Below are 25582 nucleotides of genomic sequence, written 5' to 3' on the forward strand. Positions count from 1 at the left end.
GGACTAAACGAAATTAACAGACCTAACGAGGATAACGAAATTAACGGACCCAACCTATTTATTACCATAGACAACCACAAAGTTTAAAGATATAATTACAACTGATATTTGCACGGTGGAGGGGAAAATTTCCTTGACACATATCCCAGAATATGTTAACCTTTGATAGTAAAGTTAACAAATGTTAACATAATATAAGGAGTTAACGAGATAAATTTATGGAAAATAAAGAACTTATAACTACAAACGAATTAGCCAAGATTTTGGGAATCAGTAGGGTGGCAGTATTTAAGAAAATCAAAAAGGGCCAAATCAGGGCGATAAGAGTAGGCAAAAATTTTGTTATTCCTAAGGGATCTATCCTTCAGATTATCGGAAAGACCTTAAGCCAGAAGGAAAAAGAAGAGATTGATGCCGCGGTAAAAAAGACAGTTAAAGATTATGGGGAAACCTTACGTCTTTTAGGAAAAGAATAATTCTTTTATGAAGTTTATTTCTATTGCAGAAGTAGAGTATATTGCTTTTAGATTAGCCAAAGAAACTATGGATTTTGATGAGCCAATTCCCGCATTTGCGACGCGTTTCCCAAATATTTTAGAAAGTTGTTTAGCCGTACCTTTGCAAAGTTTTGCCAAAAAATCTTTGTATAAAGGATTAATTCAGAAGATATCTATTTTGTTTTATCTAATGATTAAGAATCATCCTTTCCAAAATGGCAACAAACGCATTGCGATGGCTACCTTATTTGTTCTACTTTATAAGAATAAGAAATGGTTGAAGGTTGATAATCAAGAATTATATAATTTTGCTACCTGGATCGCTTCAAGCCCTGCAAAGTTAAAGGATGAGACAGTGAGAGCTATTGAGAAATTTATTAAGACCTATATGGTTAGTTTGGAATAAATTTTTTTCTTTTTCAGACGCTTTCCTATGCCTTCAGGAAATTCTACCTTCTTCAAGATAGTAATCGCCTTTCCTAATAAACCAGCCCAACGGACTAAACGAAATTAACAAACCTAACGAGGATAACGAAATTAACGGACCCAACCTATTTATTACCATAGACAACCACAAAGTTTAAAGATATAATTACAACTGATATTTGCACGTGGGGATCGTAGAAGAGACAGGGAGGTTTAAAAATATTATGGAACAGAAATGGCATGCTTTAGGATTGGAAGAAGTTTTGAACATTCTTAAGAGTTCACCTGAAGGATTAAAAGAGGATGAGACAAGGGAACGCCTTAAGAAATACGGGCCCAACGAACTTGCCACAAAAAAGAGAGCGTCTCTATTATCAATTTTTTTAAGACAATTTCTTAATCCTTTGGTTTATATCCTTATTGTTGCCTCCGTGATTAAGTTTTGGTTGTCAAGTTTTACTGATGCATTTGTGATATTAGGAGTAATTATTTTTATGGCAGTTGTTGGTTTTATTCAAGAGGCACGCGCCGCAAAGGCTGTGGAAGCATTGAAACAACTTGCTAGTCCCAAAGCCAAAATTAAACGCGCAGGGAAGATAGAGATAGTTCCTTCAAAAGAACTTGTTCCCGGTGATATTATTATCTTAGAGGCTGGAGATAAAATCCCTGCGGATGCAAGAATTATTGAGTCGGCAAGTCTTAAGGTGAATGAGTCTATTTTAACTGGTGAGTCTGTTCCAGTTGACAAACACGCTGTTAAAGTTTCTCAAGATACTTCAGTTGCTGAGCGAAAAAATATGCTTTATATGGGAACAGCCGTTACTTACGGTAGGGCAACCGCGGTGGTTATCGCCACAGGCATGATTACAGAAATAGGGAAAATTGCCTCTGCCTTAAAAGAGATAAAAACTCCCAAAACCCCTCTGCAGAAAAGTATCCATACCCTGGGTAAATGGATGATTTTTATTACAATCGGCATCGTGGTCATTCTTAAAATTATTGGCATAAGCAAAGGATTAAACTGGGTTGAGATTTTTATGTTGGTGGTAGCAGCAACAGTTGCTGCGCTTCCTGAAGGATTACCAGCAGTAGTTACCGTGGTTTTGGCGGTGGGAATGCGTGAGATGGCAAGGCGTAACGCCATCATTAGAAAGCTTGTTGCGGTAGAGACTTTGGGTTCGGCTACCGTTGTCTGCACTGATAAAACCGGCACTCTCACTATGAATCAGATGACCGTAAAAAGGCTTTGGTATGATTCAAAAATGATTGAGGTAAAAGCCCAGCTCTTAAAAGATAGAGAGTTAGAGAAGATGTTAGAAATCGCAGTATTGTGTAATGATGCGAAAGTCAAGGATGAACATGGTAAAGAAGAGTTTATTGGCGACCCCACAGAAGTAGCACTTTTAGTAATTGGTGCTAAAGCAGGTTTTAATAAAATTAGGCTTGAAAGATCTTTCCTCCGCATAAGTGAGATTCCTTTTCAGAGTGAAAAACAGTATATGGCAACGCTCAATAAGAAAGAAAATAAATGCATAGCGTACGTCAAAGGCTCTCCAGAAAAAATTTTGTCTTTTAGTAATTTAGACAAAATCTCGCGGTCAAAAATTTTAGATAAAGTTAATACCATGGCAGAGGATGCTCTGCGTGTGTTGGCATTTGGTTATTGTGAATTTCCCGCCGATAAAGAATCTCTTGTTGAAGAGGATATATCGGGTAAACTGAACTTCGCAGGTCTTGTAGGTATGATTGATCCTCCTCGGCCGGAAGCCATCAAGTCTGTTGCTTTATGCAAAAAAGCAGGTATTAGAGTAGTTATGGTAACGGGTGACAACAAGTTAACTGCTGAGGCAATTGCCAAAGAGATTGGCATAACTACAGAAGAGGTTCTTACAGGTGAGGACCTTTCTAAAATGAGTGACGAGGAATTAAGAGAAAAAGCTAAGAGCGTTTCGGTCTTTGCACGCATAGAGCCACTGCATAAATTAAAAATTGTAAAGGCGTTTAAAAGTCTTGGTAATATTGTAGCTATGACTGGAGATGGAGTAAATGATGCGCCGGCTTTAGAAGCAGCAGATATCGGTATAGCGATGGGTGTAGCGGGAACAGATGTGGCCAAAGAAGCAGCGGATATGGTGCTTGCTGATGATAATTTTGCTTCTATTGTTTCCGCAGTAGAGGAAGGAAGAGTGATTTTTAATCGTCTGCGCAATGCAGTATTATTTTTACTTACTACCTGCTTTGGGGAATTGTTTACACTTTTACTTTCTGTATTTTTTACGGGCAAAACACCGCTTCTTCCAATACAAATTCTCTGGATAAATCTTGTCACTGGAGCCTTAATTGCCATACCTCTTGGGCTTGAGCCAAAAGTAGGTAATGAACTAAATTTTCCACCCCGGCATCCCAAAGTGGGACTTATCTATCCCGGTATGGCAATGCGCATTATATTCTTAGCATTTTCTTTAAGTATTGGAGTTTTTTTAGTGTTTAGATTTAGTTTGAATAGCTTTGGTCTTCAAGAAGCGCGCACCATAACCTTTTGTAGTATAGTTTTATTCGAGTGGTTAGTAGCTTTTAATGCGAGGTCTGATGAGATAACCATCTTTAAATTGGGAATATTTAAAAATAGGGTTTTAATTAAGGCAGTTTTAATTGCTTTTATTTTACAAATCCTGGTGGTGTATATAGCATTTTTGCAACCTTTATTTAATACCGTTTCCTTATCGTATAGGGGATGGTTTTTGGTACTCTTACCAGGGGTATTAATTTTTATATTAGAGACTCTAAGAAAGAAATTCTTTCCTTATTTGTTCAGTAGTGGGAAATGGCAACCAGCTGTGGTTGTTAAAAGATAAGCGTGTATCCAGAGGAAGTGAAGCTTAAGCCGTAGTTGAGCGGTACAAAGTTTAAAGCAAAAAGCGCAAAACGAACGAAACGAAAATAACGAGCCAAACGGATATAACGAACACAACGAGAATAACGAACCTAACCGATTATTCCCACTAGACAACCACTAATTCTATAGTTATATTATAGCCAATATTTGGAGGAGGAGGATAGTTGGTGTTTAAGAAATGTCGGAATTGCCTGAGTTATAAGCACTGTCGGGATGATTTTAGTTCTTGGATATTTTTTATTGTCGGCATGATTGCTACTATAGCGATACGTGTAGTTACGGTATTAGCACATTTTAGACCTGTTTATGGACAGATTGCCTGGTATGTGGGTGTTTTTGGTTTTTTTATTTTTTTTGTTTACAAATTTAGAATAGAGCAAACGCGTAGTAATCTGCTGGCAGAAAGAGATCTTGTAAATAAAGTGTTACAAGGGGAGAAGCTCACGGAAGCAGACCGCCAATTGATAACTTCCTTGTTTTGTGCACTAAGTTCTAACAAAGATAGGATTAATTATTTTTTGATATTTGCTTCTTCAGCAATTGCCCTCATCATTGCTTTATATTTTGATTTTTTTAAATAAGAAAGTTCTAACATGATAAAAGTATAATCTTAACAATTTGGTAAGAAGAGGGGGGAGGATATGCGAACGGTAATTCTTTTAACCATCTCTAACATTTTTATGACTTTTGCTTGGTACGGACATCTTAAATACAAAAATTCTCCTTTGCTAAAAGCCATTGTTATCAGTTGGCTTATTGCGTTTGTAGAATATTGCTTTCAGGTTCCCGCTAATCGCATAGGTCATTATCAGTTTTCCACAGCGCAACTTAAAACTATTCAAGAAGTAATTACTCTGGCTATTTTTAGTATTTTTTCTATTCTTTATCTCAAGGAATAACTTAAATGGAATTATATCGTAGGATTTATTTTGATTATAGCAGCGGTTTTTATCATTTTTAAGAAGTAAGGAGAAGGGGCTTAACTATCTTTTAGTGTAATAGCTGATTTTAACTTCGGTCGAATAAACAGAGGACAACTTGAGAAGCTTATTACTGCAAAATTTCCTTGCAATTTCCGAATTTTTGTTCTAAAATCTTCTTCTAATCCCACCTAAAGGAGAAATAAAGGATAAAGCTTTAAGCAGAGGATTTTTCTCAGAGGATTGTCTTTAGTGATCTTCCGCAGTGTTTAGCATAAATCTTTCTGATGCAAATGCCTCAAGGAGGGAATCTGATTTTTCTGAAAGGGGGTGAGGGGAATAAGAGATAAGAATAACAAACATTTTTAGGGGATGAGGCATGAGGCATTTGATAAAGGAATAGAGTTGTAGATAATTTTTACTGGTGTGAGATAATATTGTAGATAAAAAAGAAAGGAGGGAAGAGAATGGGCACAAAAGCAAGAGCGTTAGTGGGTGCAGATGTTAAAAAGATTGTTACTTTATTGAACAAAGCATTAGCCGATGAGTGGCTTGCTTATTATCAGTATTGGATAGGGGCGAAGGTAGCGTGTGGACAGATGCGGGGAGCAGTAGTAGGAGAGTTGGAACAGCATGCGGGAGAGGAGCTTAAACATGCAGAGATGCTGGTGGGAAGGATTATTCAATTAGGAGGAACTCCTATACTGAAACCTGAAGAGTGGTATAAGCAGACAAACTGCGGTTACGATGCGCCGGAAAATCCTTCGGTAAAAGCTATTTTAAAACAAAATATCAAAGGAGAGCAGTGTGCCATCGAGGTTTACAAGAGACTTTCTGAAGTGGCTAAAGAGAAAGATGTAGTTACTTATCATCTGGCGCTGGAAATAATGGAAGACGAGATTGAGCACGAAGAGGATTTAGAAGCATTGCTAAATGATATGTCACAGAAGTAAAATAGATAGTGAAATAAAAAACTTCCCGCCGCGGAGATGATATTTTTCTTTTGTTGTGATTGGCGAGGTTAGTTATATTTATTTTAGATAAGTTTTTACAGTTCCGTGGTGGGAAGGGTTAACTTTCCTGCCAGATTATTCCTCAAGATATCTTTCTCTACATTAATTGCTTTAAAATAAATTAATTTCCGCGAGACAGCGGGGAAAAAATAGCAAGAGATTTAGTTTTATATTCACTTTATTTAAATTTATAGACAAAAATTGATAATCAGAATATAATAAAAATAGATAGAAATAAATATGCTTTTTCAAAAACAAGAGTTTTGTATCTAAATTTTAAATAAAAAAAATGAGGATGATTTAAAATGGTAGAGTGGAAAATATTTGCTTTATCTTCAGCACTCTTTGCAGGCTTAACGGCGTTATTGGGTAAAATAGGAGTCCAGAATATAAACTCTAATTTGGCTACCTTTATACGTACGGTAGTGGTTTTATTTCTTCTTTCTTTTTTACTCACTATCCGTGGCGAATGGGCTAATCCTTTAGAAATAGACCACAAAAGCTTGGTTTTTTTAATTCTTTCTGCTCTGGCTACGGGTTTATCTTGGATTTGCTATTATCGTGCTCTACAAACCGGACCCGTTTCTTTGGTAGTGCCTATTGATAAACTGAGTATAGCCTTTGCAGTATTACTTTCAGTTTTATTCTTAAGAGAAAGGCCTGCTATTTATCATTGGCTGGGAATTTTTTTGATTATCTGTGGAACGTTGATTATTGTTTTTAAGTAACATTTATTTTTGAAATCGGGAGGGAGGAGGAAGATGGAAAATTCTCTGAGACAGATTAAATACATCGGAGGAATTGGAGCGATACTTGTCCTTTTGACCATAGTCCCTTATTTTGGTTTTTTAACGCACATTGCAGGTAAGGTTCTCTTAATCATTGCCTTTTATAAGCTATCCAGCATTTTGAAAAATAAGTACATATTTAGTAAATACCTCACTGGTTTTGTTATTAGTCTCATGGGGATAATGATTGCATTAATTTCCGGAATTGGTTTTTCTCTCCTATTTATTACTAAAAATAAACCAACAGTGCAGAGCATGAGTTTGGGCGTTATAGCAGGGATTATTATATTTTGGTTAATTTTAATAATTAGTTCTTATTATTATTCAAGAAGTTACAAACTATTAGGAAAGCATTTTGACCTTGAGCTGTTTAATCTTGCGGCTAATTTTGTAATGTGGGGTGGGATTACTGCAATAATCTTAATCGGTTTTATTTTATTCTTTGTAAGCGGAATTCTTATGGCAATTGCTTTTTGGCATATGCCGGAAAGAATAATCGAAGAACAAAGAACTATATGAAAGAAGAAAGAGACGATTTATTTTACTAAACTCTAACCTCTATATATATAAAGGAGGGATTATGTTTAGCATTGGATATATGTGGCTATCGGCACTAATTTATGCGGCGATACTATTAACCTTAAGTTTCTTTGTATTAGTTGCTATAACCAAAGTTCAGCCTAAAAAATTAATGGTTTTTGGTTATATAATATTTTTCATTCTCTTGCTTATTTCTGCCATAGGGATTTATGTGGGATTTAGTTGCAGAAAGACTCCGGTGCCGATGCGAAACATTAGATAGAGCTTGTTTTTAGAATAAGATTTAATATTTAACCTCAAAGAAAGGAGGGATTATGAAAAAGGAAAATTTAGTGATATTAGTTATTACAGTTCTTATCTTTATTGCTTTCTTTTTACCTTGGGTACATGTGGAGTCAAAGATGGTGGGAGGGATTACGAAAGTGCTTACGGGAAAGCGTCAGACAGAGATATCCAACATTAGTGGTTTCTCTGTTCCTCTTTTGACAAATAGTTCAGACGCCCGTTTAGCGATAAGTGTAATTAAAATTTTTAACCCTAAGGTTACTAATGCCGATAAAAAGAGTTGGTTAATTTGGGGAGTTCCTCTTCTGGCGATAATCATATTTCTACTCAGTTTATTTTTAGGGGTAAATAGATGGTTTAACTTAATTCTGGCTATAACGGGAATAATTATTTTTGTATTCGGTGCTTATGAACTGAAGACAACAGATTTAGATAAATTGGTTTTGAATGCGCGGATAGGCGTAGGGCTTTGGTTAACGCTCTGGGGATATTTGGGATTAGGCGTGGTAGGGGGAGTTAATTTTTTCAAAGGAATTTTAAGTAAAAAATAATATATCTTATGAGAATATGGGATATCCATCCGAAGTTTCTTTGCTCCAAACATCTCTTAGGTGAGCATCGCGAACTTCATGCTATCTGGTCGATTCTTACCCAAAACAAAAAGGGTTATAGTAAACACCCCGAAACGTTGCGCTGGAAGGGGAAGTTAAAGGCACTTTTTTTAAGACATAGACTTTTGGTAGAAGAAATGGAGAAGAGGAATTTTAGGCATAAGAGTAGGTTAGGATTGTGTTTTGTTCAAGGAAAGAAAACCCAAAACACTTTTTTAGATTCCATTGCTCGACAAAGATTGATTCTGCGCAATAAAAAATGCGGTTGCAAAGTTTAATTTATAATTTTCTTGCAATCCCAAAGTGAATTATGTAGAATTAATAAAAGAAAGGAGATGAATATATGAGACGATTTATAGGAACAGTTTTAGTTATTGGTTTAATGTTTACTTTTTTCACCTACGGCTGCACCAAACAGAAAAAAGCTGCCTCAAGTAAAGATGCGGTTGATTTTGCCAAGACTTTAACTACCGTAGAAGCGAAAATCAACTATCTTCTTCAACAGGCAAAAGCATTCTATAATTCCAAGGATTTCCAACAGACAATAGATATTGTTCAATATATCCTTGCCAATCTGGACAAAAATTCTCAGGAAGCAAAGAGTTTATTAGAGAAAGCAAAGGAACAGTTAGCTGCTCTTGCCCAAAAGAAGGTAGATGACTTAAAAAGTAAGATTACTGATTTTAGTAAATAAACTTTTTATTTTAAAAGAAAGGAGGTTAAGATGACAGGTTTGTTAGGATTGGTGGTTCTGGTACTTGATATCATTGCGATAGTAGATGCTATAAAAGGTAAACTGAGTACGGGGCTTAAGGTTCTTTGGGTTATTCTTATCTTGGTTCTTCCTCTTGTGGGTATGATTCTCTATTTTATAATTGGTAGAAAAAAGTAATTCTTAATTCATTGAGAGAGAAGGGGTTTATTTTACCCTTCTCTCTTCTTTTTTATTTTAAGACAAGAATGATAAAAAAGACCCTTGATTTTATAAACGAGGATATTTGGCGGATAAAAGCAGATAAATTACCACGTAAACGTTCTTTCTTTATTACGCAGTTAAGGATTTTTCTTCTGGCAATTCGGGGATTCTATGAGGATAAGTGTCAGTTGAGAGCAGCTGCGCTTACCTATTATTTGCTTCTTTCCATAGTTCCGATGCTCGCGGTAGTTTTTGGAATTGCTAAGGGGTTTGGTTTGGAAAAAACTTTAGAAACGCAACTCTTGGAACGATTCTCTCGTCACGGAGAAGTTGTGGTAAGGATAATAAACTTTGCCAATGCCCTTTTAGAGAGGACTCGCGGAGGAATGATTGCAGGTATTGGCGTAATTATTCTTTTTTGGACAGTGATAAAAGTGCTTACTAATGTAGAGCGTTCTTTTGATGATATTTGGGGAGTAAAGAAAATGCGTTCTTTTGTTCGTCGTTTTAGCGATTATATTTCGATAATGTTGGTATGCCCAATTCTTCTTATTATCTCAGGGAGTATAACTGTTTTCTTGAGCACCCAATTAAAGATGATTGTCTCCCGTATCCATTTCTTAGCCGATATAAGTGGTTTTATATTTTTTGTGCTTGGACTTTTACCTTACTGTATAATCTGGGTCCTCTTTACTTTTATTTATATCTTTATACCTAACACCAGAGTAAATTTCCGATCTGCATTATTAGGAGGGATCATCGGTGGGACGATATACGAAATGGTTCAGTGGTTGTATATAAATTTTCAAATTGGAGTGGCGAAGATAAATGCCATCTATGGAAGTTTTGCGGCGTTACCTCTTTTTCTTGTTTGGTTACACACCAGCTGGCTTGTTCTTCTTTTTGGAGCAGAACTCGCCTTTGCTCATCAGAATGTGCATACTTATGAATTTGAACAGGATTGTTTGAAAGTGAGTCACTCTTTTAAGATGCTTGTCTCTCTACTGGTTGCTGCTCTCTTAGTGAAAAGATTTGTTAAAGCAGAAAAACCTCTTTCAGCAGTAGAGGTATCGCGCTATTTAGAAATTCCTATTCGTCTAACCAGAGATGTTCTAAATAGTCTAAGAGAGGCAGGAATTATTATTGAGATAAAAAGTGAAGACGAGAGGACTCTACTTTACCAACCTGCACAGGATGTTGACCGTTTAAATATACGCTATGTAGTGGAACAATTGGAAAGATATGGCGTAGATAACATTCCCGTTATTCAGACAGCCGAAATGACAAAGCTATCCGATTCACTCAACAAACTTCGAGAGATAACCGAAAAATCTCCTGCTAATCTACTACTGAAAGACCTTTGATTTTATTCAAAAAAATACCATTCATAAACGGCAATTAGCAATTAAAAAAAGTAAGAATTTTCTTTATTAAACATAATCACTATGGTATAATCTCGCACTTGAAAATTAAATAAAAAGAGAGTTTTGAGGATGAATGAATATCTGAAAAAATTAGATTCTCTGTTAAGAAAAACTGAGTTAGAAAAACTTAAAAACATACAGCACGCCGATGTTCATAAACTTATTTATGAAGCGATTCTACTCTGTAAACCTAAAGAAGTTTTCGTCTGTTCAGATACTCCTGATGAAATTGCCCATATTAAGAATATGGCTATTGTTTCTGGCGAGGAGTCGAGTGCTTTGATTACCCCCGGACACACTTTTCATTTTGATGGTCCAGAGGACCAAGGGAGAGATCGCCAGACCACCAAATTTCTTGTTCCCCAAGGAGATAAATTAAGTCCTGCGTTGAATCAGATTGAAAGAGAAGAAGGGTTAAAAGAGATTTTTTCTCTACTTAAAGATGCGATGGTTAACAAAACCATGATTGTCAGATTTTTATCTTTAGGTCCGGTCGATTCTGTTTTTAGTATCCCGTGCATGGAATGTACAGATTCTTGGTATGTGGCACATTCCGTAGATTTGCTTTATCGTGAAGGTTATCAGATGTTCTGTAAGATAGGTGAGAATAAGGATATATTTAAAACTCTGCATTCTGCAGGAAGATTGAGTGAAAATAAGGTTTCTCTCGATTGGGAGAAAAAGAGAATTTATATTGATTACATTAATAACACCGTTTATAGTGTTAATACGCAATATGCGGGTAATTCTATTGGTTTTAAAAAACTTGCTCTAAGATTGGCGATTAGAAAAGCATATCGAGAGGGTTGGTTGGCAGAACACTTTATGATTATGGGAGTTCACGGACCGGGAGGTAGAAAAACCTATTTCGCTGGAGCTTTTCCTTCCGCCTGTGGTAAAACATCCACCGCTATGCTTCCTGGGGAAAAGATTCTTGCGGATGATATTGCTTATGTGAGAGAGATAAATGGGGAGTGTCGGGCGGTAAATGTAGAAAAAGGAATATTTGGAATTATCCAAGATGTAAATCCACGTGATGACCCTTTAATTTATGAAATTTTAAATTCTCCGGGAGAAATTATTTTTAGTAATATTCTCATAAAAGATGCCCGGCCCTGGTGGTTGGGAATGGGGAAAGAATTGCCTAAGGAAGGGATAAACTATACCGGCTATTGGTATGAAGGTAAAGTTAATGAAGAGGGAGAAAAGATTCTTCCTTCGCATAAGAATGCCCGTTATACGGTGTCGTTAAAAGCTTTGCCTAATTGTGATTCTTCCTTAGAAGACCCTAATGGCGTAGTGCTTTCGGGAATAATGTTTGGAGGAAGAGACTATCGGGCGTACTTTCCAGTGCAGGAAGGATATAATTGGGAACAGGGAATTGTTGCTTACGGTGTCGGATTAGAGACCGAAACAACTTTCGCACTCATAGAAGAAGAAGGTAAACGTGAAATTAATATAATGAGTATTCAAGACTTTGTTTCCATATCCTTAGGAGAATACATAAAGAGTTATCTTTCCTTTAGAAGAAAATTAAAGAAAATTCCTTTGGTGTTTGGGGCAAACTATTTCTTGCGCGATTTAAAGACAGGTGAATTCTTAAATGCCCGACAGGACAAACACGTTTGGGTAAAATGGATGGAGTTGAGAGCAAATGGTGATGTGAAGGCGAGAAAGACACCCACCGGGCTCATTCCTCTCTATGAAGACCTCAAAGCTCTTTTTAAACAAGTTTTGCATAAAGATTATTCTAAAGAAGACTACAGAAGGCAGTTTTCTCTACGTGTGGAGGAGAACTTACATAAGATTGAGCGGATAAAAGTATTTTTGCAGACCAAAGTCATAGATTCCCCACAAGAAGTTTCTATAATTATTGAGGAACAAAAAGAGCGATTACTTAAAGCAAAAAAAGAATTTGGAGAATATATAATCCCCGATAATTTTCCCATAGTATGAAGATAGAGCATATTTTAAAGAATACAGATTTTCCAGAACTCGAACTATTTAAACGAGGCAAGGTGCGCGATGTTTATGATTTTGGAGATAGGCTTTTGATTGTTTCTACCGATAGAATATCTTGTTTTGACGTAGTTATCCCTACTTGTATCCCTTATAAAGGGAGAGTACTGACTCAGCTTTCTCTATTCTGGTTTGATTTTATTAAAAGCATTATACCTAACCATTTGATTACTTCAGATATGGAGAAATATCCTCAAGAGTTAAAGAAGTACAAAGATATTTTGGATGGTCGTTCAATGATGGTTAAGAAAGCAAAGTCGATACCGGTGGAGTGCGTGGTACGGGGGTATCTCTCGGGTTCTGCTTGGAAAGAATACCAGAATACAAAATCCATCTGCGGCATAAAATTGCCTCACGGTCTAAAGGAGTCAGACAAGTTGCCCGACGCTATTTTTACACCTGCTACAAAAGAAGAGGTAGGGCATGATATTAATGTTACGCAAGATTTTATAGAAAAGAAATTAGGAGGAGATATTACGCAGAAGATAAAAGAAATAAGTCTTAAGGTATACAAGAAAGCAAGTGCCTATGCAGAAGCAAAAGGGATAATTATTGCCGATACGAAATTTGAATTTGGTATTTATAATGATGAAATTATCCTTATTGACGAAGTGCTTACACCGGATTCTTCGCGTTTTTGGCCAAAGGAATGTTATCAGCCGGGAAGGCCGCAGCCGAGTTTTGATAAACAATTTGTGCGAGACTATTTAGATAGTTTAAATTGGGATAAAAATCCTCCTGCCCCCGAACTACCCCAGGAGATAGTCAAGAAAACGAGTGAGAAATATATTCAAGCACTCAAGATGTTAACCGGAGAGGAAGTAAATTTAGTCTGATAAAATGAAAGAAGTTTATTTAACCAGAAAGGGGTATGAAAAATTATTGAAAGAACTTCAGTATTTAAAAACTGTGAAACGGAAAGAAATTGTCAAAGCTCTACAGGAGGCCCGTGCGCACGGCGATATTTCTGAAAATGCAGAGTATGATTCTGCAAAAGAGGCCCAAGCACAAAACGAAAGAAACATTATAGAATTAGAGGATAAATTGAGTAACGTGCGAATTATAGATGAAGAAAATATTCCTGATGACATAGTTCTCATCGGTGCAACTGTTAGATTAAAAAATTTGGATAAAGAAGAGGAGGTAGAGTATACGTTGGTTTCAGAGTTAGAAGCAGACTATAAGGAAGGGAAAATTGCGATTAATTCAGCGGTAGGGAAAGGACTATTGGGACGTCGAGAAGGTGAAGTGGTAGAGATTAAGATTCCCGCAGGCATTTTGCGGTATAAGATATTGAGAATTGCAAGAGATTGAAGATAAGAGTTTATTATCATCATACTGATTGTGGGGGCGTGGTTTATTATGCTGAGTATCTAAAATTCTTAGAGGAAGCAAGGACTCAGTTTTTGGAAGAGCGAGGAATTTTCTTAAAGGAATTAATTAAAAAAGGGATTCAGTTTGTGGTAGTGTATCAGGAAATTAGTTATAAAGCACCTGCTTTTTACGGCGATGTGCTTCAAATCGAGACCCGCTTGAGTAGAGTTGATAAGGTAAGAATAGAGTTTGAATATGAAGTAAAAAATCAGTTTAAGAAATTAATTACCTTAGCCAAAACAACGCTTGCCTGTGTTTGTCAGGAGTTTAAACCTCAACCCATCCCTGAAGACATTCGAAAATTAATTAGCGCTTCAACTTGAATGAAATGAGAGTAATTACAAAAAAGATTGAATTAAAGACAAAAGGTAATCCCGACCTAATAAACATTACTCCTATTTTGAAACAGACTTTGGAAGTTTCGGGGTTAAGAGAAGGTAGTCTTACGGTATTTGTTTCGGGTTCGACAGCAGCGGTTACTACTTTTGAGTATGAACCGGGACTTATCCGTGATATGCAAGAAATTTATGAGAAGATTGCTTCCTCGAGTAAACATTATCATCACGATGATACTTGGGGTGACGCTAACGGATTTAGTCATATAAGGTCAGCGCTTCAGGGCCCTTCTTTAACTATTCCTTTTGAAAAAGGTACGCTTCTCCTTGGTACTTGGCAACAAGTGGTTTTGGCAGAGTTTGATAATCATCCTCGTAAACGGGAAATTGTGTTGCAAATGATGGGAGAATAATTTTTTCTTCTTGCATATTGATAGATATAAGTAGTAGAATTGAGAAGAAAGATTGTTGGAAATTCTAAAAAGGAGGTGAGATGATGAGGAAGTGGAAAAGTTTAAGTAAGGTGGTGTTTATAACTTTAGTTTTATCTTTAGTTATTGATAACTGTTTATTTGCTTCAGATAAGGAAGAGAAAAGGAAGCGTGAACTGGAAGAGTTACAGAAACGCTTTACTTGGTGGCCTACGGATGCCCAACCTGGACCAGTGAAGGACCAAGAGAGAGGAGGATACTGGTGGTGGCCTACTACTCCTGGAGAGGTGAGGCCTTGGGGAAACCGAGGTTATATTTATGTATACAAAATTATTTATGATTATAAAGCTGAAGAACTTCCTCCTCCCCAACCTCAGGAATTAAGGCCTTCTCTGTTACTTAAAAAGATAATAAAGAATGTTAAGATATATTTTGACTTTGATAAAGCAGAGATTAGACAGGATGCGATACCGGTATTAAATTCGGCATTAAAAGCATTACAGAGAAATCCCCAAGCGGACATTTTGATTACCGGTAATTGCGATATGCGGGGGCCAGAGTCTTATAATCTGAAATTGGGTAGACAACGTGCGGAAGCAGTGAAGAGATATATGATTGGACATGGAATTGCTGAAAAGCGGATTAGGATTATTAGTAGGGGGAAATTGGATGCAGTAGCTCCCATAACCGACCTTGTAGGAATGCAGAAAGATAGAAATGCCCAGTTTATGGTTGCAGAGGTAGAAGAAATAATGCTTCCTGCACCCAGCGATATCCCTCCCTCAGCAAAACCCATTGATGAAACTAAATTTTTAGAAGAAGAGAAACAGGTCCTTGAGGGTGAAATTAAAGTTTCTACCCGTGAATACACGGTTAAAAAAGGAGATTCACTTTGGAAGATAGCAGAGAAGGAATTGGGAAGTGGTCATCGCTGGAGATATATTTACGAGTTGAATAAAGAAAGAATTAAAGACCCAGGGAGATTAAAGCCAGGATTAAAAATTATTATTCCTGTGGAATAAAGTTCTCTATGAATATAGAGAAAATAGAATGGCAGAAACTCAATAAAATACTCTTGGGAATATTCCTTCTATTATTGGGGTGGTTTCTCCTGGATATTTTCCTAAATTTAGGAAAGACAAAAGAGATATTAATTACATCTAGTGAGGAACAAGAGAGGACGGTTACGATTGATGACCTTAAACCTATCCCTCAATTTAAACAATACGAACAGGCGGTGCGCAAACGCCAACTTTTTAAAGGAACCTTGTCCCAAGAGAAGGTTGTTTCTCCAGATACCGCCACCCAACATCCTAATCGTATTTATCCTTCCGATTTCCAACTATTAGGTATTGCTGCTGGGGCAAATCCTCAGGCAATTATTTTAAATAAAAAGACTAATCAGACCTATTTTCTTTATAGCGGACAGGGACAGGATAATTTGAAAGTGGAAGAGATTTCTGGGAATAAAGTTAAACTTAACTATGGAGGTGAAACTTTTGAATTATTCCTTTAATAGAACATCAAGAAAGATAATCTTACTCTTTATATTTATTTTGTTATTTTATTTATCTTCCTCTGCGCAGCAGGGTTCTGAATTGGTAAGTGAGTTAAGAGGTAAAAAAATTTCTTTAGATATCAAGGGAATGGATATTGTAGATGTTTTAAAAATATTTTCGATGCAGACAGGACTAAATATTGTAGCGGGTAAAAATGTAAGGGGAAATGTGACCATATTTCTAAAAGATGTGGATGCGGCAAATGCTTTTGAAATAATTATGGCAGCAAATGAACTTGCTTATGAGAAAGAGGGAAATATCGTTAACGTAATGACTGATAGAGATTATGAGGTAAAATACGGCAGGAAATTTCGTGAACCGACACAGATAAAAGTGGTTCATTTAAAGTATTCCTCTGCTGCAGATGCCGCAAAAGCACTCAACGAGATAAAGAGTAGAATTGGTAAGGTTGTTGCCGATGAACGTTCTAATAGCGTGGTGATGTTAGATAATCCTACTTCCATTGCTTTAATGAGTGAAGCTATTGAACGGATGGATGTTTCTATTAAAACCGAGGTTTTTGCCTTTAATTATGCAAAAGTAAAAGACATAGAGCCTCGCCTGACAGAATTGGTTACCAAAGGAACAGGTCAGGCAAAAATTGATGAAAGGACAAATAAGATAATTGTTACCGATACACCTCAGAAGATAGAAGAGATTAGAAAAATTGTAGCTCAACTGGATGCGAAAACTAAAGAGGTTCTAATTGAAGCAAAGATTATTGAGATTACTTTAAGTGATGATTACCAGCTGGGTGTAGATTGGAAGGCGTTGTTAGGAAAAGAATTCAGAATGCAGTTTACTGATGGGATGGTAGGACCGTTTTACGTTGGGAAGGCCGCACCCGATACAGATTTACTTGAAGGTGGAGAGTATAAAGGATTTCTAAAGTTATTGAACACCGTTGGAAAGACGGATATTCTTTCTACTCCCAAAATTACCGCTGCGGATAACCAAGAAGCAAAGATTCTGGTAGGAGAAAAAAGGCCGTTTCTTACCAGTGAAACAACTTATGATCAATCAGGAAGGCCAACGGTAAGAGACCAAGTTACCTTTATTGATGTAGGAGTGAAACTCAATGTAACTCCTACCATTAATGAAGAAGGGTTTATTACCATGAAGATAAAACCTGAAGTTAGTGAAGCCGAAGATAAGATCTTAACGGGAGGAGAGGGGACACAAAAGATAGTCCCCTTGGTTAAATCAACAGAAGCAGAGACTACAATTATGGTCAAAGATGGGGCGACAGTATTTTTGGGGGGATTGATAAAAGATAAACAAAAAAGAGGTGTAACCAAGGTTCCTTTCTTAGGAGACATTCCTTTACTAGGAAATTTATTCCGCACAAAAACTGATAAGATAGAGAAGTCAGAGCTGGTAATTCTTCTTACCCCGCACATTGTTATTGGTGAGGAAGGAGCCCCGGAAAGAGGGATGAGGTTAGCATTAGAAAAAGAGCAAACTCCTCGAGAAGAACCTACTGGTCGAGAGAAGATGCGGGAGCTTCTCTTTCCCGAGGAGAAAAAAGCTTTACCCCAAGAATCTGCAATGCGCGAGGCGTCAAAAGCATTAGAAAGAATCGAAAAGGCAGATGTGGTCAATGAATATTATCTGGGTTTAAGTGAGAGGTTGATGAATTATGTTTCCAAGAATTATATCGGTATTGGGACCAAAGGAGATGTGCAGATATTCTTTACTTTAAAAGCTGATGGGACTCTGGACGGAGAACCGGTAGTAGTAGGAGAAGTAGACCCTTACTTAAAAAATCTTGCAATCCAGTGCGTAAAATCCGCCGGGCCTTATCCCAATTTCCCAGCAGGAATGGCTGATCCTCGCCATACCTTTAATATCTTGCTTTCCTTTGGTGGATAAGAAAAAATAATTATCCCTTGACAAAGTTTAAGGTTTGTGTTATTCCTTCTATGGAAACGATTACAGAGAGTGTAGAGATCCCTGAGCGATTCCTCTGCACGTCTCCACCCTTGTGTTAATTTAGCATCAAAGACTAAGTATTACAGAGGCATACTCCTTTCTCTACCTGTCAGTAGTCAGATCTTTAGCCCAATAAAAAGGCCCGCGTTAATAAGGTTTGTATAAAAGAAGGATACGCCTTTTAAATTGCTGTTTCCAAAGAAAAATTTAAATATAATTTAGTATACCAAATAACAAAAAATTCTTGCCTAATAATTCCTTTTGTTGTAAAATTAAAACATCCCTGCTCTGTGCGTGTTTTAAGATGATAAACTTTGAGCCAACAATCATTTCATAGGGAGCTTGGAGTTTACCTCGGCTTTGGTCGTGGTAACAGGGCACCCACCTGGGAAACCGGGTTCAAGGTATATCGTCTACACGGCAGTAGCGGGGATTTTTTAAGAACAGATTTTAAATACGCGGATTACTCTGATTAAAAGATGGATTTATTTAAGAATGAGAGGAGAGAAGAGTTTAAAAATGCCCCCCTTGCAGTGCGCATGCGTCCTAAGAGTTTAGATGAATTTGTAGGACAAAAGCATGTTTTAGGAGAAGGCAAGTTACTGCGTCGGGCAATCGAAGCAGATAAAATTTCTTCACTTATTCTTTACGGACCACCGGGGTGTGGAAAAACTGCCCTTGCTTATTGCATCAGTAAAGTAACACATTCCTATTTTGTTACCATTAATGCTGCTACCTCCAATGTAGAAGAATTACGTGAAAAAATTATTGAATCAAGACAACGATATGCACTGCATAATATAAAAACAATAATATTTATTGACGAAATTCATCGTTTTAATAAAGCCCAACAGGATGTTTTGATGCCCGATTTAGAAAAAGGGAATCCTATACTTGTGGGTGCTACTACCCATAATCCATTCTTCTCTTTGGTTTCTCCACTTCTTTCTCGTTCACTTGTTTTTCAGCTTAATCCGCTTTCTGAAGAAGAAATTTTGGTAATCTTAAAAAGGGCAATAAAAGATAAGGAACGAGGATTAGGAAAGTTTCTTCTGGAGGTAGAAGAGCAAGCTCTTTTACATTTGGCAAGGGTTTGCGAAGGGGATGCGCGCCGCGCTTTAAATGCTTTGGAGATAGGAGTACTTACAACTGTCCCTGATAAAAATGGTATAATAAATTTTACTCTTAAGATTGCTGAGGAATCAATTCAGAAGAAGGTAATAGTTTATGACAAAGATGAAGATGGTCATTATGATACTATTTCTGCTTTTATTAAAGCCATGCGCGGTTCAGACGCCAATGCTGCTTTATACTGGTTGGCAAAAATGCTTTACGCAGGAGAAGATCCCCTTTTTATTGCGAGAAGAATTCTCGTCTGTGCAGTCGAAGATGTGGGCAATGCTGACCCTAGGGCGTTGTTAATTGCGACCAGTTGTTTCCAAGCAGTAGAATTTTTGGGCATGCCAGAATGCCGCATTCCCCTTGCACAGGCAGTTACTTATATTGCTACTGCGCCTAAATCAAATTCGGCATATCTGGCGATTGAAAAGGCAATGGAAGATGTTGCTAAGGAAAGAACTCAAGAAGTTCCCTTGCATTTGCGCGATACCCACTATAAAGGTTCAGATAAATTGGGGCATGGTAAGGGATATAAATATCCTCACGATTATAAAGAACATTTTGTAAAACAGGAATATATGCCAGCGAAAAAGAATTATTATTCTCCTTCGGATATCGGCGAAGAGAAGAAAATTAAAGAAAAATTACAAAAACTTAAAAAATTAGAATAACGAGGGTGAGGTTTTATTCTAAGCTTGACAAAATTTTCCTCACTCGTTATCTTAATGAGAAGTAAAAATAACAATTTGTAAGAAAGGAGGGAAGATGAACAAAATTTTGTTAAGATTAGGATTGCTTTTTGTTTTAGGTTCGTGGTTGGTAATGGGTTTAGCGAGTGCGGAAGGAGAAAACATTGCGGCAGAATTTGAGCAGCTTAAGACAGAGTTAGAACAGGAGGGGGTACCCCCTCAAGATGTGAATGCGGTTAAGAAACCGGCAACAGAGATGTTAAAAAGAGGTGCCAAGAGAGAAGAATTGCGAAATACTATTGCCGGTCTTTCCAAAAAGGGAATGAAGGGTAAGGAATTAAAAAATTCTGTAAATTCCATGAATGAGTTGGTAAAAGATGGAGAGGATCCTAAAGTAGCAGGAAACATTGTTTCGCAGGCAGCACATCAGGCACAGGCAGAAGGGCTTAAAGGTAAGGACCTTGCTGCTCGCGTGCATGAAGCAGTGAGAAAAAGAAAAACAGAAAGAGCTCAGCTGCGTAAGCAATGGAGAGAAAGAGAAGAAAAGAAAAAAGGTGAAGGTTTTTCTGAAGATGCTGAAGAAGCAGTACAAGAGGTGGGAAAAGGTAAAGGTAAAGGTAAAGGTAAAGGGACACAGGGTAAATAAGTCAATTCTTTAGTTTCTAAGCGTACAGCCATGCTTGACATTTCGGTAATTTGGTGATATATTTTTTAAAAAGGAGAAGTCAATTACAAAAAATACTTGACAAAAATTTTAAAGTTTGCTAAAATCTGTTTCACCTTAAAAAGGAAGAACTAATTGAAAGGTTCTCTTGACAAATTTGGTTAACTAATTTGTGCGTGAGGATGTATTGAAATTCTAAAAGGCATCGTCACGATGCCTTTTTTATTTCTGTTCTTTGAAAAAATAGCCAAGCGACTCCCTCATTTAAATTTTTTTGATGGAGAGTTTGATCCTGGCTCAGAGTGAACGCTGGCGGCGTGGATTAGACATGCAAGTCGTGCGGTCCGCCATAGCAATATGGTGGATAGCGGCAAACGGGTGAGTAACACGTAAGTAACCTGCCCTCTAAACCGGGACAACCTTGTGAAAACGAGGCTAATACCGGATGTGTCTCGAGAGACCTAAGTCTGTGGAGACAAAGATGGCTTAACTTTGAGCAATCGGAGTGCTATCGTTAGAGGAGGGGCTTGCGTCCTATCAGCTAGTTGGTAGGGTAATGGCCTACCAAGGCGATGACGGGTAGCTGGACTGAGAGGTCGGTCAGCCACGCGGGGACTGAGACACGGCCCCGACTCCTACGGGAGGCAGCAGTCGAGGATCTTGCGCAATGGGCGAAAGCCTGACGCAGCGACGCCGCGTGCGCGATGAAGTCCTTCGGGATGTAAAGCGCTGTTAGTCCGGAATAACTCTTGGACCGTAAATAACTGTCCAAGATTGACTGTACGGACAGAGAAAGCCACGGCTAACTCCGTGCCAGCAGCCGCGGTAATACGGAGGTGGCAAGCGTTACTCGGATTCACTGGGTGTAAAGGGCATGTAGGCGTTCTGTTAAGTTCCGGGTGAAATCCTTCAGCTTAACTGAAGAACTGCCCGGAAAACTGGCAGAATTGGGTTCGGGAGAGGGAAGTAGAATTCCCGGTGTAGCGGTGAAATGCGTAGATATCGGGAAGAATACCCGTGGCGAAGGCGGCTTCCTAGACCGAAACCGACGCTGAAATGCGAAAGCTAGGGGAGCGAACAGGATTAGATACCCTGGTAGTCCTAGCCGTAAACGATGGGTACTAGGTATCCTCGGTTAAACGGGGGTGCCGGAGCTAACGCGTTAAGTACCCCACCTGGGGACTACGGCCGCAAGGTTAAAACTCAAAGGAATTGACGGGGGCCCGCACAAGCGGTGGAGCATGTGGTTTAATTCGATGCTACACGAAGAACCTTACCAGGGCTTGACATGCAGGAAGTAGGAACCTGAAAAGGGGACCACCCGTTAAGTCGGGAGCCTGCACAGGTGCTGCATGGCTGTCGTCAGCTCGTGCTGTGAAGTGTTGGGTTAAGTCCCACAACGAGCGCAACCCTTGCCCTTAGTTGCCACCTTGCCATTATTTTAGTGGTAAGAGCACTCTAAGGGGACTGCCTTCTGTAAGAAGGAGGAAGGTGGGGATGACGTCAAGTCCGTATGGCCTGTATGCCCTGGGCTACACACGTGCTACAATGGGAAAGACAACGGGAAGCTAAGCCGCAAGGTGGAGCAAATCCCTAAAAAATTCCCTCAGTTCAGATTGGAGTCTGCAATTCGACTCCATGAAGACGGAATCGCTAGTAACGGCGGATCAGCCATGCCGCCGTGAATACGTTCCCGGGCCTTGTACACACCGCCCGTCAAGTCACTTGAGTCAAATGCACCTGAAGTCGCTGACCTAACTCCGAGTAATCGGAGGTGGAGGTGCCCAAGGTGTGTTTGGCAAGAGGGACTAAGTCGTAACAAGGTAGTCCTAGCGGAAGCTGGGGCTGGATCACCTCCTTTCTAAGGAGAAAAAAAGGAGGAGCTTGGCTATTTATAAATTTGTTAAATATTGCTTTTTAATTTTTAGACGATTTAACGAGAGAGCAAGTGGGCAGTGATTTTTTGGGGCCCATAGCTCAGTTGGCAGAGCACTGTGCTGATAACGCAGGGGTGACTGGTTCGATCCCAGTTGGGCCCATACTGGAATTTTCAAAAGAATTTCAGAAACCCGAATATTTAAATCCGAAATCAGGATTTTGAATTTCCTTTTGGGAAACAAAAGGAATGGGGATGTAGCTCAGTTGGGAGAGCACTTGATTTGCATTCAAGGGGTCGCGGGTTCAACTCCCGCCATCTCCAAAAGCCGACAAGAGAAAATTAATAGAGAAAGAAAAAATAGATTTTCGTTCTTTGAAAATTTGGTAGAAGGGTAAGCCGAGCAAAATTTGTGGTCAAGCTACTAAGAGCTTATGGTGGATGGCTTGGCAGGAGCAGGCGACGAAGGACGGGGTAAGCTCCGATAATCTCCGGGGAGTCGCAAACAGGCTTTGATCCGGAGGTTTCCGAATGGGGAAACCCATACCGATTCATCTCGGTATATCTCTTATTGAATATATAGATAAGAGAAGCTAACCAGGAGAAGTGAACCATCTCAGTATCCTGAGGAAAAGAAACCGCAGGGGATTCCCCTAGTAGCGGCGAGCGAAAAGGGAACAGCCTAAACCTGCTATTGTTTCAATAGCGGGGGTTGCGGGGTTTATCCGGAAGAGACCAAAAGTTTCTTCGGGAGGTCAGAAATTTAGTCTTTAGTTGAATACTTTGGAAAAGGTAGCCAAAGAAGGTGAGAGCCCTGTAGACGAAAAAGACTAAACCTCCTGGGATAAATTCCCAAGTACTACGGGACACGAGAAACCCCGTAGGAAGCTGGCCTGACCACAGGCCAAGGCTAAATACTTGCTTCTGACCGATAGTGCAATAGTACCGTGAGGGAAAGCTGAAAAGTACCCCGGCGAGGGGAGTGAAATAGTACCTGAAACCATAAGTTTACAAGCGGTCGGAGTCCCGCTTTTGGCGGGATGACGGCGTACCTTTTGCATAATGAGCCGGGGAGTTACTCCTGTACAGCGAGCTTAACCCCGAATCCTCGGGGGTAGGCGTAGGGAAACCGAGTCCTAACTGGGCGATGAGTTGTGCGGGGTAGACTCGAAGCTGGGGTGATCTACCCATGGCCAGGATGAATCTCGAGTAACATCGAGAGGAGGTCCGAACCCGTCAGTGTTGAAAAACTGTGGGATGAGCTGTGGGTAGGAGTGAAAGGCTAAACAAACCCAGGGATAGCTAGTTCTCCCCGAAATAACTTTAGGGTTAGCCTCGAGATTGGGAAGTGGGGGTAGAGCACTCGATGGGCTAGGGACCCTACCAGGTTGCCAAACCCAACGAAACTCCGAATACCATTTTCCTGTATCTCGGGAGTCAGTCTACGAGCGATAAGGTCCGTGGTCGAGAGGGGAACAACCCAGATCACCAGCTAAGGTCCCTAAATGTAGACTAAGTGGAAAAGGATGTGAAATCGCGTAGACAACCGGGATGTTGGCTTAGAGGCAGCCATCATTTAAAGAGTGCGTAACAGCTCACCGGTCGATTACCCCGAGTAATCGGGGTGCGATTTTGCGCCGACAATAATCGGGGCTAAGTTTACTACCGAAGCTGTGATCCGCCACTGTTTCAGTGGTGGAGGTAGGGGAGCATTCCACCGCAGTGAAGTTCCGATGCGAATCGGAATGGAGTGAGTGGAAGAGAGAATCCCGGTATAAGTAGCGAAAATCCCGACGAGAAATCGGGACGCCGAAAGTCTAAGGTTTCCTGGGGAAGGTTAATCCACCCAGGGTTAGTCGAGCCTAAGCTGAGGCCGAAGGGCGTAGGCGATGGATAGTCGGTTAATATTCCGACACCACTTCTTTGATGCGCGGCGTAAGCAGCAAGCCTAAAGGTGACGCAGGAAGCTAAGCCAGCCCCGTGCAGACTTACGGGGTCCAATCCTGTAGTCCACCATTAATCGTGGCGGATGAGGGGTGTAAGGGAGCCTGATCTACGGAGAGGGCAAACTGGCTGATGCTCTACTGCCGAGAAACAGCCTTGATGGCGAATCGAAGGAGTGTTCGTACCGTAATCCGACACAGGTAGACAGCCAGAATATGGTAAGGCGCTCGAGAGAACCCTCGTTAAGGAACTCGGCAAAATGGCCCCGTAACTTCGGGAAAAGGGGTGTCCCGAAAGGTAAGGCTTCTTGCAAGTTGAGCCATTCGGGATCGCAGTAAAGAGGCCCATGTGACTGTTTAGTAAAAACACATGTCTCTGCAAAGTCGTAGACTCAAGACGACGTATAGGGACTGACACCTGCCCAATGCCGGAAGGTTAAGGGGAGAGATTATTCTCCGATTTCGGAGGAGAAGTCTCAAACTGAAGCCCCGGTGAATGGCGGCCGTAACTATAACGGTTGAAGTCAAAGCTACCTGACAAAGGCCGTTATAAAATTTGGCTATATGCTGGAACATCTGGAGTATCTCATGCTACCGAGGAGGTGAAAATGTATGAGTGCAGATTACCAGCAGGAAAGGCTTTTAGGGTCTCGAGAATTTCGGTTTTATATTGCAGGGTTTATAGATGGAGAAGGAAGTTTTAATGTGTCTCTCAAACCTCATCCGGCGATGCGCTTTGGATGGGTTGTTGATCCTGCATTCCAGGTCTATCAACATCGAGATAACATAAGAATTCTGGAAATAATCAGAGATACATTAAAATGTGGAAGAATAAAACCAAAATCTCCTTCCAGTAATACAATGGTCTATATGGTGGATAATCGAAGGACTCTGCAAGAAAAGATAATTCCATTCTTTGAAAAATACAAAATTCTTTCAAAGAAATATGAGGATTATCTTAAATTTAAAGAAATTCTTGAGAGAATGCAGAGAAAAGAGCATCTAACCCGAGAAGGGTTAGTAAGGATAGTGGAGATTGCTTGTAGCATGAATCAAAAAGGTAAACAACGTAAATATTCCCAAGATTATATACTCTCTACCCTAAAAGAATCCTCAGAGACTATATGCCAAATTCGCCACTGATTATGGTGGAAAGATATAGTCCGATCTCTAGAGCGATCTAGAGCTAACATAAATGCCTAAGGTAGCGAAATTCCTAGTCGGGTAAGTTCCGACCCGCACGAATGGTGTAACAACATGGGCGCTGTCTCAACGGGGGGCTCGGCGAAATTGTAGTAGCGGTGAAGATGCCGCTTACCCGCAGG

General features: G+C 39.3%; 23 protein-coding genes, 2 tRNA genes, 2 rRNA genes, 1 other RNA gene and 1 pseudogene. All 29 read left to right on the top strand.

Annotation, left to right across the window (positions count from 1 at the left end):
- Positions 1–218: 218 nt before the first annotated feature.
- The gene (locus tag NC818_06835) at positions 219–476 is read left to right on the top strand and encodes a helix-turn-helix domain-containing protein (protein MCM8784462.1); all 258 of its coding nucleotides are present in this window, start codon (positions 219–221) and stop codon (positions 474–476) included.
- 7 nt (positions 477–483) lie between these two features.
- Positions 484–903: a type II toxin-antitoxin system death-on-curing family toxin gene (locus NC818_06840; protein ID MCM8784463.1), complete on the top strand. Its 420-nt coding sequence runs from the start codon at positions 484–486 to the stop codon at positions 901–903.
- 244 nt (positions 904–1147) lie between these two features.
- The gene (locus tag NC818_06845; protein MCM8784464.1) at positions 1148–3778 is read left to right on the top strand and encodes an HAD-IC family P-type ATPase; all 2631 of its coding nucleotides are present in this window, start codon (positions 1148–1150) and stop codon (positions 3776–3778) included.
- A gap of 208 nt (positions 3779–3986) precedes the next feature.
- Positions 3987–4400: a hypothetical protein gene (locus tag NC818_06850; protein ID MCM8784465.1), complete on the top strand. Its 414-nt coding sequence runs from the start codon at positions 3987–3989 to the stop codon at positions 4398–4400.
- A 60-nt stretch (positions 4401–4460) separates the two neighbouring features.
- Positions 4461–4787: pseudogene (locus tag NC818_06855) on the top strand (DMT family protein).
- A 419-nt stretch (positions 4788–5206) separates the two neighbouring features.
- Entirely contained in the window at positions 5207–5692 is a 486-nt protein-coding gene (locus NC818_06860; protein MCM8784466.1) for a ferritin, read from the top strand.
- A gap of 365 nt (positions 5693–6057) precedes the next feature.
- On the top strand, positions 6058–6480 hold the full coding sequence (locus NC818_06865; protein ID MCM8784467.1) for an EamA family transporter: 423 nt from the start codon (positions 6058–6060) through the stop codon (positions 6478–6480).
- A gap of 33 nt (positions 6481–6513) precedes the next feature.
- Positions 6514–7059: a DUF996 domain-containing protein gene (locus NC818_06870; GenBank protein ID MCM8784468.1), complete on the top strand. Its 546-nt coding sequence runs from the start codon at positions 6514–6516 to the stop codon at positions 7057–7059.
- Between the two features lie 61 nt (positions 7060–7120).
- Complete coding sequence (locus NC818_06875) at positions 7121–7342, top strand: hypothetical protein (GenBank protein MCM8784469.1); 222 nt, start codon at positions 7121–7123, stop codon at positions 7340–7342.
- 52 nt (positions 7343–7394) lie between these two features.
- The gene (locus NC818_06880; GenBank protein ID MCM8784470.1) at positions 7395–7916 is read left to right on the top strand and encodes a hypothetical protein; all 522 of its coding nucleotides are present in this window, start codon (positions 7395–7397) and stop codon (positions 7914–7916) included.
- Between the two features lie 8 nt (positions 7917–7924).
- The gene (locus NC818_06885) at positions 7925–8254 is read left to right on the top strand and encodes a pyrimidine dimer DNA glycosylase/endonuclease V (protein ID MCM8784471.1); all 330 of its coding nucleotides are present in this window, start codon (positions 7925–7927) and stop codon (positions 8252–8254) included.
- 65 nt (positions 8255–8319) lie between these two features.
- Complete coding sequence (locus NC818_06890; GenBank protein MCM8784472.1) at positions 8320–8670, top strand: hypothetical protein; 351 nt, start codon at positions 8320–8322, stop codon at positions 8668–8670.
- Between the two features lie 30 nt (positions 8671–8700).
- Entirely contained in the window at positions 8701–8868 is a 168-nt protein-coding gene (locus NC818_06895; protein MCM8784473.1) for a PLD nuclease N-terminal domain-containing protein, read from the top strand.
- Positions 8869–8936: 68 nt separating this feature from the next.
- The gene (locus NC818_06900; protein ID MCM8784474.1) at positions 8937–10256 is read left to right on the top strand and encodes a YihY/virulence factor BrkB family protein; all 1320 of its coding nucleotides are present in this window, start codon (positions 8937–8939) and stop codon (positions 10254–10256) included.
- A 129-nt stretch (positions 10257–10385) separates the two neighbouring features.
- On the top strand, positions 10386–12272 hold the full coding sequence (locus tag NC818_06905; GenBank protein ID MCM8784475.1) for a phosphoenolpyruvate carboxykinase (GTP): 1887 nt from the start codon (positions 10386–10388) through the stop codon (positions 12270–12272).
- A 2-nt stretch (positions 12273–12274) separates the two neighbouring features.
- The gene (locus NC818_06910; GenBank protein MCM8784476.1) at positions 12275–13171 is read left to right on the top strand and encodes a phosphoribosylaminoimidazolesuccinocarboxamide synthase; all 897 of its coding nucleotides are present in this window, start codon (positions 12275–12277) and stop codon (positions 13169–13171) included.
- 4 nt (positions 13172–13175) lie between these two features.
- Positions 13176–13649: a transcription elongation factor GreA gene (gene greA, locus NC818_06915; GenBank protein MCM8784477.1), complete on the top strand. Its 474-nt coding sequence runs from the start codon at positions 13176–13178 to the stop codon at positions 13647–13649.
- Entirely contained in the window at positions 13646–14032 is a 387-nt protein-coding gene (locus tag NC818_06920; protein MCM8784478.1) for an acyl-CoA thioesterase, read from the top strand. The genes greA and NC818_06920 overlap by 4 nt, the downstream gene beginning before the upstream one ends.
- Positions 14033–14037: 5 nt before the next feature.
- A complete protein-coding gene (locus NC818_06925) occupies positions 14038–14457 on the top strand; it encodes a secondary thiamine-phosphate synthase enzyme YjbQ (protein MCM8784479.1) in 420 nt (139 codons plus the stop codon).
- An 80-nt stretch (positions 14458–14537) separates the two neighbouring features.
- A complete protein-coding gene (locus NC818_06930; protein MCM8784480.1) occupies positions 14538–15497 on the top strand; it encodes an OmpA family protein in 960 nt (319 codons plus the stop codon).
- Positions 15498–15505: 8 nt separating this feature from the next.
- The gene (locus NC818_06935; GenBank protein MCM8784481.1) at positions 15506–15991 is read left to right on the top strand and encodes a hypothetical protein; all 486 of its coding nucleotides are present in this window, start codon (positions 15506–15508) and stop codon (positions 15989–15991) included.
- Positions 15975–17906, top strand: a complete 1932-nt coding sequence (locus tag NC818_06940; protein ID MCM8784482.1) for a hypothetical protein — start codon at positions 15975–15977, stop codon at positions 17904–17906. The genes NC818_06935 and NC818_06940 overlap by 17 nt, the downstream gene beginning before the upstream one ends.
- Before the next feature lie 337 nt (positions 17907–18243).
- Positions 18244–18403: non-coding RNA, 6S RNA (gene ssrS / locus NC818_06945), on the top strand.
- Between the two features lie 42 nt (positions 18404–18445).
- The gene (locus tag NC818_06950) at positions 18446–19756 is read left to right on the top strand and encodes a replication-associated recombination protein A (protein ID MCM8784483.1); all 1311 of its coding nucleotides are present in this window, start codon (positions 18446–18448) and stop codon (positions 19754–19756) included.
- Positions 19757–19850: 94 nt separating this feature from the next.
- Positions 19851–20420, top strand: coding sequence for a hypothetical protein (locus tag NC818_06955; protein MCM8784484.1), 570 nt, complete (start codon positions 19851–19853; stop codon positions 20418–20420).
- A 292-nt stretch (positions 20421–20712) separates the two neighbouring features.
- Positions 20713–22299, top strand: a 16S ribosomal RNA gene (locus NC818_06960).
- 105 nt (positions 22300–22404) lie between these two features.
- Positions 22405–22477, top strand: a tRNA-Ile gene (locus NC818_06965).
- Between the two features lie 88 nt (positions 22478–22565).
- Positions 22566–22638 (top strand) — tRNA-Ala (locus NC818_06970).
- Positions 22639–22728: 90 nt separating this feature from the next.
- Positions 22729–25582 (top strand): 23S ribosomal RNA (locus NC818_06975); the annotation flags it as partial.

Source organism: Candidatus Omnitrophota bacterium (assembly GCA_023819145.1).
Taxonomy (GTDB): Bacteria; Omnitrophota; Gorgyraeia; order DTHP01; family DTHP01; genus JBFWKV01.

Coding starts and splice junctions, on each gene's coding strand:
- NC818_06835 (MCM8784462.1), top strand. CDS start 219: ATGGAAAATAAAGAACTTATAACTACAAACGAATTAGCCAAGATTTTG.
- NC818_06840 (MCM8784463.1), top strand. CDS start 484: ATGAAGTTTATTTCTATTGCAGAAGTAGAGTATATTGCTTTTAGATTA.
- NC818_06845 (MCM8784464.1), top strand. CDS start 1,148: ATGGAACAGAAATGGCATGCTTTAGGATTGGAAGAAGTTTTGAACATT.
- NC818_06860 (MCM8784466.1), top strand. CDS start 5,207: ATGGGCACAAAAGCAAGAGCGTTAGTGGGTGCAGATGTTAAAAAGATT.
- NC818_06865 (MCM8784467.1), top strand. CDS start 6,058: ATGGTAGAGTGGAAAATATTTGCTTTATCTTCAGCACTCTTTGCAGGC.
- NC818_06870 (MCM8784468.1), top strand. CDS start 6,514: ATGGAAAATTCTCTGAGACAGATTAAATACATCGGAGGAATTGGAGCG.
- NC818_06875 (MCM8784469.1), top strand. CDS start 7,121: ATGTTTAGCATTGGATATATGTGGCTATCGGCACTAATTTATGCGGCG.
- NC818_06880 (MCM8784470.1), top strand. CDS start 7,395: ATGAAAAAGGAAAATTTAGTGATATTAGTTATTACAGTTCTTATCTTT.
- NC818_06885 (MCM8784471.1), top strand. CDS start 7,925: ATGAGAATATGGGATATCCATCCGAAGTTTCTTTGCTCCAAACATCTC.
- NC818_06890 (MCM8784472.1), top strand. CDS start 8,320: ATGAGACGATTTATAGGAACAGTTTTAGTTATTGGTTTAATGTTTACT.
- NC818_06895 (MCM8784473.1), top strand. CDS start 8,701: ATGACAGGTTTGTTAGGATTGGTGGTTCTGGTACTTGATATCATTGCG.
- NC818_06900 (MCM8784474.1), top strand. CDS start 8,937: ATGATAAAAAAGACCCTTGATTTTATAAACGAGGATATTTGGCGGATA.
- NC818_06905 (MCM8784475.1), top strand. CDS start 10,386: ATGAATGAATATCTGAAAAAATTAGATTCTCTGTTAAGAAAAACTGAG.
- greA (MCM8784477.1), top strand. CDS start 13,176: ATGAAAGAAGTTTATTTAACCAGAAAGGGGTATGAAAAATTATTGAAA.
- NC818_06925 (MCM8784479.1), top strand. CDS start 14,038: ATGAGAGTAATTACAAAAAAGATTGAATTAAAGACAAAAGGTAATCCC.
- NC818_06930 (MCM8784480.1), top strand. CDS start 14,538: ATGATGAGGAAGTGGAAAAGTTTAAGTAAGGTGGTGTTTATAACTTTA.
- NC818_06935 (MCM8784481.1), top strand. CDS start 15,506: ATGAATATAGAGAAAATAGAATGGCAGAAACTCAATAAAATACTCTTG.
- NC818_06950 (MCM8784483.1), top strand. CDS start 18,446: ATGGATTTATTTAAGAATGAGAGGAGAGAAGAGTTTAAAAATGCCCCC.
- NC818_06955 (MCM8784484.1), top strand. CDS start 19,851: ATGAACAAAATTTTGTTAAGATTAGGATTGCTTTTTGTTTTAGGTTCG.